At 52.9% G+C, this 13,121-nt stretch carries 13 protein-coding genes; 4 read left to right on the forward strand and 9 right to left on the reverse strand.

The window, feature by feature from the left end; translation table 11 throughout:
* Positions 1 to 1,092: 1,092 nt before the first annotated feature.
* Both G358_RS29280 and G358_RS0101195 read right to left on the reverse strand, forming a co-directional pair.
* Entirely contained in the window at positions 1,093 to 2,295 is a 1,203-nt protein-coding gene (locus tag G358_RS29280; protein WP_019635371.1) for a lactonase family protein, read from the reverse strand.
* A 28-nt stretch (positions 2,296 to 2,323) separates the two neighbouring features.
* Positions 2,324 to 2,758, reverse strand: coding sequence for an Rrf2 family transcriptional regulator (locus G358_RS0101195; protein WP_019635372.1), 435 nt, complete (start codon positions 2,756 to 2,758; stop codon positions 2,324 to 2,326).
* A 140-nt stretch (positions 2,759 to 2,898) separates the two neighbouring features.
* Between G358_RS0101195 and G358_RS0101200 the strand changes: the two genes are divergently transcribed.
* Complete coding sequence (locus G358_RS0101200; RefSeq protein WP_019635373.1) at positions 2,899 to 3,390, forward strand: CcdC family protein; 492 nt, start codon at positions 2,899 to 2,901, stop codon at positions 3,388 to 3,390.
* A gap of 167 nt (positions 3,391 to 3,557) precedes the next feature.
* Here the strand turns inward: G358_RS0101200 and G358_RS0101205 are convergent, their stop codons facing one another.
* Genes G358_RS0101205 through G358_RS0101215 form a run of 3 tightly spaced genes read right to left on the reverse strand, consistent with a single transcriptional unit; the run spans position 3,558 to position 6,855 of the window.
* Complete coding sequence (locus G358_RS0101205) at positions 3,558 to 4,715, reverse strand: ABC transporter permease (RefSeq protein WP_019635374.1); 1,158 nt, start codon at positions 4,713 to 4,715, stop codon at positions 3,558 to 3,560.
* Complete coding sequence (locus tag G358_RS0101210; protein WP_019635375.1) at positions 4,708 to 5,901, reverse strand: ABC transporter permease; 1,194 nt, start codon at positions 5,899 to 5,901, stop codon at positions 4,708 to 4,710. Before G358_RS0101210 ends, G358_RS0101205 begins: the two co-directional genes overlap by 8 nt.
* Before the next feature lie 18 nt (positions 5,902 to 5,919).
* Positions 5,920 to 6,855: an ABC transporter ATP-binding protein gene (locus G358_RS0101215; RefSeq protein ID WP_019635376.1), complete on the reverse strand. Its 936-nt coding sequence runs from the start codon at positions 6,853 to 6,855 to the stop codon at positions 5,920 to 5,922.
* 179 nt (positions 6,856 to 7,034) lie between these two features.
* Here G358_RS0101215 and G358_RS0101220 point away from each other — a divergent pair, with 179 nt between their 5' ends.
* Together G358_RS0101220 and G358_RS33775 are read left to right on the forward strand one after the other, a co-directional pair.
* On the forward strand, positions 7,035 to 8,192 hold the full coding sequence (locus G358_RS0101220; protein ID WP_019635377.1) for a sensor histidine kinase: 1,158 nt from the start codon (positions 7,035 to 7,037) through the stop codon (positions 8,190 to 8,192).
* Between the two features lie 22 nt (positions 8,193 to 8,214).
* Entirely contained in the window at positions 8,215 to 9,069 is an 855-nt protein-coding gene (locus G358_RS33775; protein ID WP_019635378.1) for a response regulator transcription factor, read from the forward strand.
* A 483-nt stretch (positions 9,070 to 9,552) separates the two neighbouring features.
* Here the strand turns inward: G358_RS33775 and G358_RS0101230 are convergent, their stop codons facing one another.
* The 3 genes from G358_RS0101230 to G358_RS0101240 all read right to left on the reverse strand — a co-directional run bounded on the left by G358_RS0101230 (position 9,553) and on the right by G358_RS0101240 (position 11,311).
* A complete protein-coding gene (locus G358_RS0101230; protein WP_019635379.1) occupies positions 9,553 to 9,783 on the reverse strand; it encodes a cold-shock protein in 231 nt (76 codons plus the stop codon).
* Positions 9,784 to 9,883: 100 nt separating this feature from the next.
* Complete coding sequence (locus G358_RS0101235; protein WP_019635380.1) at positions 9,884 to 10,084, reverse strand: cold-shock protein; 201 nt, start codon at positions 10,082 to 10,084, stop codon at positions 9,884 to 9,886.
* Positions 10,085 to 10,303: 219 nt separating this feature from the next.
* The gene (locus G358_RS0101240) at positions 10,304 to 11,311 is read right to left on the reverse strand and encodes an EAL domain-containing protein (RefSeq protein ID WP_019635381.1); all 1,008 of its coding nucleotides are present in this window, start codon (positions 11,309 to 11,311) and stop codon (positions 10,304 to 10,306) included.
* Positions 11,312 to 11,510: 199 nt separating this feature from the next.
* Between G358_RS0101240 and G358_RS0101250 the strand changes: the two genes are divergently transcribed.
* Positions 11,511 to 12,290 (forward strand): TatD family hydrolase, encoded by a 780-nt coding sequence (locus G358_RS0101250; protein ID WP_019635383.1) that lies wholly within the window; start codon positions 11,511 to 11,513, stop codon positions 12,288 to 12,290.
* Between the two features lie 36 nt (positions 12,291 to 12,326).
* On the opposite strand, the gene nfsA is transcribed toward G358_RS0101250, so the two are convergent.
* The gene (gene nfsA / locus G358_RS0101255) at positions 12,327 to 13,106 is read right to left on the reverse strand and encodes an oxygen-insensitive NADPH nitroreductase (protein ID WP_019635384.1); all 780 of its coding nucleotides are present in this window, start codon (positions 13,104 to 13,106) and stop codon (positions 12,327 to 12,329) included.
* Positions 13,107 to 13,121: the final 15 nt, after the last annotated feature.

Genomic DNA, 13,121 nt, shown 5'->3' on the forward strand with positions numbered 1-13,121 from the left:
CAAACCTAAACCTAAACCTAAACCTAAACCTAAAACCCAAAACCTAAGCTTGAAACTAAAACTAAAAAACTAAAAGCTAAAATCATCATCAAGTCCTCTTGGCAAAACAATTAATTCAGCTGGAAAAATAGAAAGAGAAACGCTCCAGCCCCTTCGGTCAGACCGAAACTGCTACCGTGTCTGCCAAGGCAAGTAGAGCGTTCCTCCGTCCGTACGGTGAGAACCTATTTTAATTATTCCTACCTGTTTAGTGTGCTATGATTGTATTCTATATGCGCTGGGTTTTCTTGTCAAACACTTTTATTGGAAATGTATTAAAAATCTATAAGAGAAGCTTATATTCCCTTGTTTAAGCACATTTTTGAGGTGCATTAGGTAGTTTAGGTATGTAAAAAAAGGACAAGGCCGACCGGCCTGTCCTTCAATCTTCAGCGGGGTTGAGGGCGTAGCTTCGTGAGGTTTAGAGACTGTGGGTTGATGGAAACGGTGGGGCTGGTGTGTTTGATGTGTTGGTGTGCTCGGTGGGCTCGGTGGGCTCGGTGGGCTCGGTGTGCTTGGTGGGCTTGGTGGGCTCGGTGGGCTCGGTGGGCTCGGTGTTCTCGGGGTGCTTGGTGGGCTTGGTGGGCTCGGCCGGTATGGATGCCGCAGCCCCCTCGGAATTGGCTGCTTCCTAATGGACAGGAGATCCGCTAAATGTTGAAATAGACCTCTTTCACCGGTGCTTACGGACCCTGGTTCCGTTATTTGGCCAAATGGACTGCCTGAAACATGCTTTTAGGAGCAATAGCGGAACACAGGTCCGTTAGCCCTCTAAATTTCCCGTTATTTCGCAAATAGCGCCCCCTGTGTCCGTTAGGTTCGCATATGCCCTGCCACTGCATACCAGCTTACTAACTCTTATACACCAGCTTACTCGCTCAAGCTATCTAATCCACTGCTCGCACGCCAACCAACTCTCTATTTGCAATACCAACCAACTCACTACTTACTACTAGCTAAGCCACTACTCGCTAATCCGCTACTGCTGCCTGCTACCAGCTGTCATCTCACTTCACAGATACCTGTATCCAAGTCAAGCCACAGATCAGTGTGCTACCGTGGAACAACCGCGATGCAGGAAGGCTCCTTCACCTCCAGCACGCTGTCGGCTGGCGAAAGGCTGCCGGTGGCCCGGTTACGGCGGAGCAGGGTGATGCTGCTGCTGAACTGGTTTGCCACGAGCACATAGTCGTCCAGGACGGCAAAGTTGCGCGGCCACTTTCCGCCGGCACTAGTCCACTCCGGGGCGCTAAGCTGTCCGGTTGAAGAGTCCAGCTTGAAGCGGACAATGCTGTCGTGACCACGGTTCGATGCGTATACATACTTGCTGTCCGGTGACAGATGAATGTCCGCCGCATAGCTCTCTTCGGTAAAGTCCTCGGGCAAAGTGCTTATATGCTGAATAATTTCCAAAATACCATGGGTTGGGTTGTACGCAAACACGGTCACTGTGTTGTTCAGCTCATTGATACCGTAAGCGAACGTATCGGACGGATGGATAATGAAATGCCTTGGCCCCGCTCCAGGCGGCAGCGCCACCTCACGGTGCGTAACGAGTTTGCCGTCATCCAGCCTGTAAATAACGATCTGGTCCAGACCCAGATCGGATACGAAGGCATATTTGCCATCCTTGGACGGGACTGCGCTGTGAGCATGAGCCGCCTCCTGGCGATCCTGGCGGAAGCCGCTGCCTACATGCTGAACAGCCGCCGCCATTTGGACTAAGGTCCCCTCTCCGTTTAATTCAAAGCTGTTGACATGGCCGCTGGAATAGTTGGCGACAAGCAGATGCCCGGAAGGGGACAGCGACAAATGGCACGGGCTTGCACCGTCCGTTCGTACCGTTTCAAGCAGGTTCAGCTTGCCGTCCTGCGGATTAATGCTATAGGCAGCGACCTTGCCTTCCTCGCATTCCAAGACAGCATACAGCCGCATTGTTCCCGCACCATCAGCTGACGGGCTGGTAGGGATGGTAGGGGTGGTAGGGCTGGTAGGGATGGCAGGGATGGCAGGATTGGCCGAATCTGCCGCGGTATCGCTTACATTTTTCTGCACGACGTGTGCAGCCGCCTGACGTCCTGCATGTTGTTTATCCGCTACAATAAGAAAAGACGGGTTCTCGATATCTGAGGTGCCGTGAATAAGACGAAGCTCTCCACTGCTTGTATTTAAGCTGCAAAGATGGATTCCCGCTTCTTCTCTGGAAGAGTAACCCCCAACGTAGAAATACTGCTCCTCTGGCTTAAAGATACTCATAGACTTTTCCCCCTATAGGTTTATTGATTTACGAACCTGCCTCAGCCCGCAGCTCTTGAAGCAATCCCTTCACGCGGGATACTTTGATTTCGTCAAAATACCGCTCAAGCTGATCTTCGCCTCCAGCAAAGATCCGGTCCATTACGTCACGCATCTTCGAGGATACCTGGCAGGGCGATTCCTGGCTGCCCGAGCACCAGCCCGGCTGAAGGGTGCCTCTAGCGAACAGGCGGTACAAATCGCCAAGGCTGATGGCATTCAAGTCGGCGCTGAGCAGGTAACCGCCGCCCACGCCTTCTTTCGTCGACACATACCCTTGCTTTCGCAGCAGGCTCAATACTTTGCGGACTCGGGCAGGATGCGTGGCCACACTCGCTGCAATTTTCTCGCTGTTGGCGATGCAATGGGCATTCATCTGCAGAAAAAGAAGGCAATGCAGGGCCACCGTAAACTCGCTGTTCATATTCCTTTCCCCTTTCCGTCATATCCTTGAAACACGGGCATGCCCATGAATCCGGGAGCCTGGGCTCATTTTTATTTTCGGTAAGTGATTTATGTTATAATGATCTCGCCAACTACACATGTTCAAGAAAGGGACATTTCATGAATATTACCATTCCTTCTTATATGCAGGTTTTTGTAACCGTTGGAGCCATCGTCATGGCGGCGCTCGCGTTGTTTATCCGGTTAAAAGCCAGCCGCAGACCCGTAACGGTCAAGAAGATTATTATTCCGCCGCTAGGCATGACTACCGGCTTCGGGATGTTCATCGTTCCTGAATTTCATATACAGGTTCTTTGGGGCGCCATCGCCTTTGCCGTAGGCTGGTTGTTCTTCTCTTACCCGCTGAATCGCAGTACCCAATTCGAACTGATCGACGGCGAGGTATACGCTAAACGGACCCGCGGCTTCGCCTATATCCTGATCGGCTTGCTTGCGCTAAGGCTCGTCCTGCATGAAGTCGTGGAGCAATATATCTCGGTGCTCCAGACGGGCTCCGTATTTTTCCTGCTGGCCTACGGAATGATCCTCCGCTGGCGGCTATTCATGCTTAAGGAATACCGCCGCATAACGGGACAAAATCATGCGGGCTAACCAAACCCAAGCTTCTTTCCAACATATTAAATTTTATATAGGGATGCAATCTTTTTCCACTATATTTTCTCTGCTAAGCCCTTGAATGGCAAACAGGTTATCCAGATGACGCCAACCGTCACCGGATAACCTGTTTTTTGATGCCGCAAAAATACTCCCCCCATCTCTTATGCCCTTGACTGCCCCTCGCTAGGGCGCAGGATCGCCGAACCGATGATCAGCAGCACGAACGCCATGAGCACCAGAATAAGCAGCGGAGCAACGACTCCCTTCAGGCTGCTTCCCGAGGAGAGCAGCTCGATAGCCTCGATCGTCCACTTCTGCGGCACGAAATTAGCTGCCTTCTGCATGTATTCCGGCATGAAGGAAATCGGCCAGAAGCAGCCCCCGATCATACAGGTCGGGGTAATGATCAGATTGTTCAGCATCCCGGCGTTCTGCGGATTGCGAATCAATCCGGCGGCCGCACTTGCGATGCCCATCGCGACGAGCATGAACGCAGCCAGTACGATGAAGTGCAGATGCAGCGGGATGCCGGCATCATATCGCAGCACCCAGCGGCTGAGCATCAGCACGACCGCAATCTGGATCACGCCGACAATGAAGCTGCCGAGAAAATTGCCCGCGGCGATTTCCCACGCTCTGACCGGTGCACTATAGATGCGGGCCATCGTCCGCTTGCTGCGGTCCTCAACAATTTGGGTCACCGAGCTGCTGATTAAGCTCATCAGGAACAAGAGCGTAAAGCCGGTGACCGTGCTAAGCCCCTCCTTCGGGTAGAGCCGAAGTTCCTGATCGATGGCGGTTACGCGGTGTTTTCCCGTCTCCCGGTACACATTAGCCAGCACTGCGTTGTCCCGTTCATCCTCTCCGGCAGCGGTCTTAATCATCCCTGCGGAAGCCGCCATGCCCCGTACAAGCCCATCCAGGTTAATTCTAAGGGTAAAGGTCGCCTCGCTCGTCACCAAATCATATACCTGAAGCTTGGGGACGCGTCCGGAGCGGACTCCTTCGGTGAACCCGGCCGGGATGGCAAAGCCTATTGCGGCTTTTTTGGACAGCAGCGCATCCTTCATCGCCGCATCATCCTCATATTCCTTTAAGGTATAGCCGGGCTTGTCAGCCAGCTCCTCCAGCAGGAACGCGCTGGCCAACCCCTGATCCCGATCCACGTACGCGATTTGCGACAGCGTCATTTCTTCCTGCCCCAGCAGGGCGATGACGAGAGAGATAACGACGCACGGCAGCAGGATGTAGCCGAGCAGCCCTTTTTTGGTGCCGATCGTTCGTCTTATGACATTCCAGGCAATCGTCAAGCTACTCATGATAACCCACCTTCCGATATGAAACGATGCCGGCGGCAAGCAGCAGGCCGCAGAATAAGCCCAGCATCATCAGGTAATGCATGACCTCGGCCGGATCCGCCCCGAGCATCAAACGCAGTATAGCCTGAAGCGCCCAGTGGTTCACCGTAAATTCGCCCATCCGTTGAATGATTTCCATCGGCAGCGGCTGGAACCCCCCGCTCAGAAAAGTCATGACGACGATGACCGTCACGACGGCCGAACGGGCAACCGCAGGTGATTGGGTTAACAAGGTAATGATCACGGACAGCATCATGGAGGCGATCACCACGAGCAGGCAGGTCAGGATCAAAAGCCATAGATGACTGCCCCAATCCACACCGTAGAACCATGACGTTCCGCAAATAATGACGGCGGCCTGTAAATAAGCGACCAGGCTGTTCCCGGCGATTTTCCCCATAAATATCTCCAGCGTGCTGACGGGCATCGAATTTAAACGGTACAGCGTCTTCTTGCGCTTCTCTTCGGATAAGCTGATGCTGGCCGACAGTCCCGAATACAGGAGGAACATGATCAGCATGGCAGCGGCGTAGTATTGAAAAGCGGAGTAGGTCTCGCCCCCTTCATTCAGCGTGGCGGTCTCCACGTACGTCTCCTCCAGCCCGTTCATCGTTCCCATGGCTTCTCCAATTCCCCGCGGGCCAAGAGCAATGATCGCTGCCTGCATCCGATTAACCTCATCCAAATAGGCATGGAAAATCATCTGAACGACGTAATTCTTCATGCTGTCTTTTCCGGGAATGAGCTCCCAGTGCGCTTCCTTCCCTGCTGTTACGCGCTCCTCGAAATCAGGCGGAATGACGACGGCGAAATCCGCTTCGCCACGGGTCAAGGCTTCAACCGCCTCTTCGCGGCTCGCGGTCTTTTCAACCTGCATTCTTTGTTTAATTTCCGGACTGTTCAAAAACTCCCGGAGCCCTAAACCAGCTTTAATCTCTTCCTTTGCTGGCATTCTCTCTGTATTCGGCTCCACGATCATGACCCTGGCCTGCTCTACCGAAGCTTCCGCCTCGCCTTTAAAGTTGCTGGAAAGGGCGTTGCCCAAAATGAAAATAAGCACCATCGGCAGTAAAAATAAGTTCAATAACACAGCGCGCGTCCGCGTAAGCATCCGCAGCTCGAACCAGGCGATTGTCCATAGCTTCACAGCATATCCCTCCTAGTCCTAATCCCGCAGCGTACGCCCGGTCAGATTGAGGAACAGCGTCTCCAGCGTCGGCTGCTCGCATACTACAGAATGAATCACGGCGTCATGCTTGGCGCAAATGTACAAAATATCCTGCAGCTCGTTCTGCGAAGAAGGTGTGTACAGCTCCAGCCCATGCTCGGTCTCCAGAATGCGGGTGATCCGCGGGTGCTGCTTCAGTTCAAACAATACCGCTTCTCCTATGCCGGAGGCCGTCATAATGATTTTCTCCTCGCCGGCAACCCGCTCCCGGAGCTCCTGCTCTGTCCCGCAGGCAATGACATGGCCTTGATCAACAATCGCTACCCTGTCGCATAAGGAGGCGACCTCCTCCATGTAATGGCTTGTATAGATTACTGTCGAACCCATGCGGTTCAATTCCCGCACCGATTCCAAAATATGATTCCGTGACTGGGGATCGATCCCCACGGTTGGCTCATCCATAATGATCAGTTTGGGGCGATGAACGATCGAGCAGGCAATATTGAGTCGCCGCTTCATTCCCCCGGAGAACGTATGCGGCAGCTGCTTAGCCCGCTCCTCCAGACCAACGAACCGCAGCGCTTCCTTCACCCGTTCCTTCAGCTCCCATCCCCGCAAGCCGTACAACCGGCCAAAAAATGTCACGTTGTCCGCCGCAGACATATTTTCATATAACGCCAAGTCCTGGGGAACGAGCCCGATTCTGCGCTTTACATCGATCGGCCGCTCCTTGACTTGGATTCCATCGACCGTAATACTGCCTTGATCCATCGGCAGCAGCCCGACGATCATGTTCATGGTCGTGCTTTTCCCTGCTCCGTTAGGGCCGAGGAGCCCGAATATTTCCCCGGCTTCGATGGTCATATTCAAGTGATCGACGGACAATTTGTCTCCGTATCTTTTTACGACATTGTTTACTTCTACGAACGCCATTCTGGTTTCGCCCTCCCACGCATCTTTGACTCTGTAGTCATTGTATCAGGCCTCGCTTCCCGCGTAAGGTATCGATAGTCACCAATATAAAATGACGAAAGTCACCATTTGCCGCACCCGAACTCTCATAGGAATGCTATAATAATTGCATCTTATTTCGATGAAAAGGGTTGAGAACGATGAAGAAGCCTTCGCTTCTTCCTTTTCTGTACGGGATGATTTTGCTCCCGGGATTTTTCCATATTTTCCTGCTGCAAACCCCTCCTTATGACCGATACGTCATCCATATGCTGGCCTTGTTCGCCTTGGCCGTACTGGGGCGCTTCGCGAAGGCGAGCATCCATTTAACGGCTTGGTGCCTTATGCTCATCGCCTATTCGGCGTGGCTTTGCTATATTTACGGCGGACTTGCCAGCCTGTCGGCTCTGGCACCAGTTTTCGTCTACTCGTCCATGCCCGGCAGGTTCGTGCGGATCAGTCTGTTTGCGCTTCATTTCGGCTCGCTATTCTTCACAATGCTGTCTGAGCCGCTAATCTCGAGGTTCGGCGTGCAGCTGTTTCTATCGTTGCTGGCAGGCATTCTCGCCTATCTCCAGCTATTCAAGGCCAAGCAGGACGAGCTCCAGCAAAAATACGATGACCTCCGCAGACGGCATTACGAGCTCAATGAGACCCATCGCCGTTTAATGCTGTTCAGCAAGCAGGTGGAAGGCGCTGCCCAAGCTGAGGAGCGAACGCGGATTTCGAGGGAGCTTCACGATGATCTCGGGCATCGCCTGATCCGCGCCAAAATGATGATGGAAGCCGCACTGCATGTCGTCCCTGCCGATCCTGACAAGGGAATGGCCCTGCTCGGGCAAATTCGGGATCAGCTCTCTGCCGGTCTCGACCAGCTGCGTGCCACAGTGCGCCGACTGAAGCCGCCTTCCGAGACGACGGGAATTCAGGCGCTGAGCCTGATGCTGGAGGAAATCGGCCGGGAGAACGGCATCCGGACGACGCTGTCCGTAGAGGGGCAGCCTTACCCTTTATATCCGAGCCTGGAGATCATTCTGTATAAAAATGCGCGGGAAGCCCTGACCAATGCATTAAAGCACGGTCAGCCCGGTGCAGTTGAAATCCGGCTGTACTACGAGGAGGACGAAATCCGTATGGCCGTCAGCAATGACGGAACGCTGCCGCCGCCCCACTGGGATATCGGCAGAGCGGCCGGCTTGGGGATGTCGGGAATGCGGGAACGATGCCAGGTCGCGGGGGGAAGACTGGAGGTCGAGGTTGAGCCTTGCTTTACCGTTACCACCCGGCTTCCCGTAACGCATCAAGGAGAAATTTTATAATCGGGAGCGTGAATAGGCAGCCATGACAAACACAACAACGAACGCAAACGCAGCTGCAGGAGAGCGTTTATCCGTATTGATCGTGGACGACGATCCATTCATTCGGGAGAGCTTGTCCTTGCTGATAGGCATGGATCCCCAAATCGAGGTCGCCGGGACTGCATCTCATGGATTGGAGGCTGTAAATCAGCTGGAGAGCGGCGGGATGCCTGTACCGGACGTGGTGCTCATGGATATCCGGATGCCGGAATGCGACGGCGTAGAAGGAACAAAGCGGATCAAGGCGCTTTTTCCGCAAATCTCGGTGCTCATCCTGACCACCTTCGATGATGACGAGTTCATTATCGAAGCCTTGCAAAGCGGCGCCAGCGGGTATCTGCTCAAAAATATCCCGCCCAGCCGGATTATCGAGGGGATCAAAACTGTACATAGCGGCAGCATGCTCATTCATCCGGACATCGCCCGGAAGCTGACCGGAATGCTCCGGGTAGATGCACTCAAAGCCGCGGATGTGACTGGACGGTCCGGGCAGCGTCCGGGTTTGGCTACTTCCGATGGGGCTTCTTCTGGCGGGGCTTCTTCCGGTTCGGCTACTTCCGATGGGGCTTCTTCGGGTTTAACTTCTTCTAGCTTGGATTCCGCCGAGCCAGCCGACTCCGTACAGAGCAAATTGCGGGCAGCAGGACTAACCGCAGCCGAGCAAAATGTCGTGGCCTTGATTGCGGACGGCATGTCCAACAAGGAGATTGCCCAGAAGCTGTTCCTTAGCGAGGGCACCGTCAAAAACTACATTACCGACATTCTCGCCAAGCTGCAGGTTCGCGACCGGACGCAACTCGCCATTTTGTATTGGAAAAGCTATAACCAACTGGGATGAACTAGATGGCCAGGATCAGGTAAATAGATGGGCGATGGGCAAGATCAGGTAACTAGATGCACTTCATAGCAGGATAACTAGATGCATTTCGCACCAGGGTAACTAGTTGCATTTCGCACCAGGGTAACTAGATGCATTCATGCCCAGGCAACTAGATGTAATTCATGCAGTTAGTTCATCCGTTTTGGGCGTGTTAGAGGGAACTAACTGCAAAACCTGCATTTAGTTTCAAGGTTTTTCGGCGAATTTGCTCTTTTTAGGCAAACTAGCTGCATGGTTTACATTTAGCGCATGGTTTTTTCAATAAACAGCTTAACTAGATGTATAAAATACATTTAACTAGCAAAACCAGAGGCTCGATGACCGCCACCCTCCACCAGCGATCTAACCATCTCGCTCCTCAGCCTTCTATATTATGCAAAAAAGCAGCTGCGCTCCGTGGTTTGGAGCTGCAGCTGCTTTTGCTTGTCGATCAGTGACTAGCTATTCGATTCTTACGCCTTTAGGCAGCGACTTCTGATCCAAGTTTGTGTTCACCAACTGAGGGAGCATGCGCATCCCCTTCTCCATTTCCGAGGAACACAGAGGACATGCCGGAGTGTAATCAAACGCAAAATTATCCCTCATCCATCCGTTGCAGCTCTCGCTCGTACAAGACCAGACCGGCGTGTTCTCCTCAGGAATTTCTTCTAACGTTTTTTTACGGTAATTCATGTTCATCCTCCTTGGACGTAATTTCACTGTAGACAGACCACGATCAACATCTTCAACAGAACTGCCCTTAACGAATTCGTTAAGAGCAGCTAAGCCTGCATTAAAGTTTGACTACGTTTTCGGCTTGTGGTCCGCGGTTGCCTTGAACAACGTTAAATTGTACTTGTTGGCCTTCATCCAGCGTCTTAAAGCCATCGCCTGTAATCGCGCTGAAATGTACGAATACATCGTTTCCGCCTTCCACTTCGATAAAGCCGAAGCCTTTCTCAGCGTTAAACCATTTTACTGTTCCAGTTTCCATGAGGGTACCTCCTAAAAGTATTAACATGTTCATTTTTACAAAAAAAATTCACACATTGAAAAAAGCTCCATCTCACAAGGTGACACTCTTTTCAAAGGGTGAATTTCAACTGCTGTATCACTTGAATCGACCATTGTTAATTATATCCTGACCGCAGGGAAAAAGCAAATGAACTGTAAAAAAACGGCAGGAGGGCATTTTGCCCTCTTCATCATTTCTTCACGGCTTTCCGGGGCGGCCGAATAAATATCCTTGCGCAAGCACGGCACCGCTATCGAGGCAAAATTCAAAATCCTCCCGCCGCTCAACGCCCTCTACAAGCACTTTGCCGCCAAAATCAATGGCCCGCCTGATAATCTCCTTGATCTGCCGTTGTTTGTGGGCGTCATGCCGGCAGCCGCTCACGATGCTGCGGTCAATCTTCACATAATCCGGCTGAAGCCGGGACATTTCCACCACCGAGGAGAATCCTGCCCCCACGTCGTCAAGCGCCATGGATATGCCATGGCCGCGGCAGACTGCGAATATATGCTGTAAATGAGCGATATGCCGAATCCGCTCTGTCTCCACCACTTCGAATACAAAATCGCGCGCATCTAGGGCGAACCGCTCGATGGTCTTGAACGTATCGTTCAAGCATTGGCAGGGGCGCTCGATGGATGATGGCAAGATGTTGATGAATCTTTTGATTCCCCGGGGCAGATGGCGCGCGCTCGTCTCGATAGCCGCAAGCCTTGCCGCCTGGTCCAGCGAGGAATGGAGTCCGCTCTCTCTGGCCGCCGCAAACAATTCAAGGGGGCTGAACGGTCTTCTCCTGGAGGCTGGCCGCAGCAAGAACTCATAGCCGATCACCTTCTCATCGGTGTTTACGATCGGTTGAATATGGTTTTCAAACAGCTTGTCAACGATCACGCCCAGTACGTCGTTATTCCTCACGCGGCTCTCCATTTGGCATACCTTGAGCCAGAGCGGTGAATGATCTTTTCCCCCGTTCACCAGAGAAACCAGCAAATTTTCGCCGTACATGAAGTTATATCTGCGGGCACATTCCAGCATAAGCAGTAATTCATCCTTCGATCGATACGAAAACTGACAGTCCGGGAAACTCCGCTGCATGCGGTATCCCATTTGCTGCATATAGGCGATAAAAGCGGCCGAAAATGGACGAAACCCGACGCTCCCCAGGTCTTCAAACGCCGATAGGGCACTGCCTTTGCTGAAGAACATAGCAATCCTCCTTGATTTCATACATGAGAAATTATACCATGCCCCGTTATTTTTCCAGCGTGACCTTCATCTCTTTATATCTCTTTATGACCGTTAAAAAGGACTGGATCGACTTGGGCGAAGCTGTGGTTTATTGGCTGAACAGATATAATGAGGTAAACAAAGTCATGTAGACGATTGAGGAGGAAATGAACAGAACATGATCGATGCCCATATTCACCTGGATCAGTATAACGATGCCGAAATCAAGCGTATTGTGAAAAATATGCAGTTCGGCGGTATCGAGGGGCTTGTGTGCGTTTCCACAAATCTGGAGTCTTCGATGGCTAACCTGGCTCTCGCCGAGCGGTACCCGGAAACCGTTCATCCCGCCTTCGGCTATCATCCGGAGAACCCCCTGCCTAACGAGGAGGAGGTCATCCGGCTGTTATCCTGGATGGAGCGCGAGGAACGCCGCATGATCGCTGTAGGAGAAATCGGCCTGCCTTACTATCTTCGCCGGCGAATGGCCAAGGAAGGCCGCCCCTTCGACCTAAACGCTTATGTACACCTGCTGGAGCGGTTCCTCAGCTTCGCCGGGCAGTACGGCAAACCCGTCGTGCTTCATGCGGTATACGAGGACGCAGATCTCGTGTGCGATCTATTGGAGCGCTATCGCATTCGCAAGGCCCATTTCCACTGGTTCAAAGGCGCGAAGCATACGGTGCAGAGAATGGCCGATCTCGGCTATTACATTTCATTTACCCCGGATCTGCTGTATGAATCAGAAATCATGGAGCTCGCCCGCAGCTATCCCGCCGATCAGGTGATGGCGGAGACGGATGGTCCCTGGCCTTTCGAAGGGCCGTTTGCGGGGCAGCTTACCCAGCCAACCATGGTACTGAAGGTTGCCGAAGCTTGGGCTGCCCTTCAAGGTGTCGCCCCGGAGGAGGCGCGCTGCCAGCTGCGCGAGAATACGAGGCGTTTTTACGGTATATAGGTATATAGGTATATAGGCGTATAATACGGAGTTACTTTACTTCGTGCCAAACCCCCGGTCACGCAAAAAGGAGGCCATATGCATTCGCGAAGGCTGAGCGAGCTTGTCCGCCATCAGCTCCGACCATGGCGTGTCTTTGGCCCCCCCGGTTCTTTCGCGCAAGTACGCCGACATGATCTCGTCATACCGTTCGACGTGCTTCTCCGATCCCGATGCGTCATAGCTGTTCCAATGCAGAACCGCCTGCTGCGGCAGCCTTGGGCGAAGCACGGGCTCTTGATCCGGGTAACCGACGCACATCCCGAACACGGGATAGACGAGCTCCGGCAAACCAAGCAGGCTGGCGACCTCGGCGATCTGGTTGCGGATACCGCCGATATACACGATGCCGAGGCCCAGCGACTCGGCGGCCACCGCTGCGTTCTGGGCAGCCAAAGCGGTATCTACGGTCGCTACGATTAGGTTTTCCATCGAGCCTTCGTAGGTTTCCTGGCCGGTCCGGTGTTTCAGCGCCGCTGCCTTCAATCTCGATAAATCGGCACACCACACCAAAAATACGGGACAGCTGTACACGTAAGCCTGATTGCCGCTAAGCCGGGCCAGCTCTGCTTTTAGCGGCTCCTCGGTCACGGCGATCACGCTATAAGCTTGAACATGGCTTGAAGACGAAGCCGTTTGTCCGGCGGCAACGATCGTTTCGACCTGCTCCCGCGTCAACGCTTGATCCGTAAATTTACGGATGGAGCGGTGGTTAAGCAGCAAGGCAATCGTTTCGTTCGCGGACTTCATCGCATCGGTAATATTTTCGTTATGCATCTTATTATCTCTCCT

The sequence above is a fragment of the Paenibacillus fonticola DSM 21315 genome (genome assembly GCF_000381905.1).
Lineage (GTDB): Bacteria > Bacillota > Bacilli > Paenibacillales > Paenibacillaceae > Fontibacillus > Fontibacillus fonticola.

What these genes read in the sequence shown, in the direction of transcription:
- G358_RS29280 (WP_019635371.1), bottom strand. Translation starts at nt 2,295, where the DNA reads ATGAGTATCTTTAAGCCAGAGGAGCAGTATTTCTACGTTGGGGGTTAC.
- G358_RS0101195 (WP_019635372.1), bottom strand. Translation starts at nt 2,758, where the DNA reads ATGAACAGCGAGTTTACGGTGGCCCTGCATTGCCTTCTTTTTCTGCAG.
- G358_RS0101200 (WP_019635373.1), top strand. Translation starts at nt 2,899, where the DNA reads ATGAATATTACCATTCCTTCTTATATGCAGGTTTTTGTAACCGTTGGA.
- G358_RS0101205 (WP_019635374.1), bottom strand. Translation starts at nt 4,715, where the DNA reads ATGAGTAGCTTGACGATTGCCTGGAATGTCATAAGACGAACGATCGGC.
- G358_RS0101215 (WP_019635376.1), bottom strand. Translation starts at nt 6,855, where the DNA reads ATGGCGTTCGTAGAAGTAAACAATGTCGTAAAAAGATACGGAGACAAA.
- G358_RS0101220 (WP_019635377.1), top strand. Translation starts at nt 7,035, where the DNA reads ATGAAGAAGCCTTCGCTTCTTCCTTTTCTGTACGGGATGATTTTGCTC.
- G358_RS33775 (WP_019635378.1), top strand. Translation starts at nt 8,215, where the DNA reads ATGACAAACACAACAACGAACGCAAACGCAGCTGCAGGAGAGCGTTTA.
- G358_RS0101230 (WP_019635379.1), bottom strand. Translation starts at nt 9,783, where the DNA reads ATGAATTACCGTAAAAAAACGTTAGAAGAAATTCCTGAGGAGAACACG.
- G358_RS0101235 (WP_019635380.1), bottom strand. Translation starts at nt 10,084, where the DNA reads ATGGAAACTGGAACAGTAAAATGGTTTAACGCTGAGAAAGGCTTCGGC.
- G358_RS0101240 (WP_019635381.1), bottom strand. Translation starts at nt 11,311, where the DNA reads ATGTTCTTCAGCAAAGGCAGTGCCCTATCGGCGTTTGAAGACCTGGGG.
- G358_RS0101250 (WP_019635383.1), top strand. Translation starts at nt 11,511, where the DNA reads ATGATCGATGCCCATATTCACCTGGATCAGTATAACGATGCCGAAATC.
- nfsA (WP_019635384.1), bottom strand. Translation starts at nt 13,106, where the DNA reads ATGCATAACGAAAATATTACCGATGCGATGAAGTCCGCGAACGAAACG.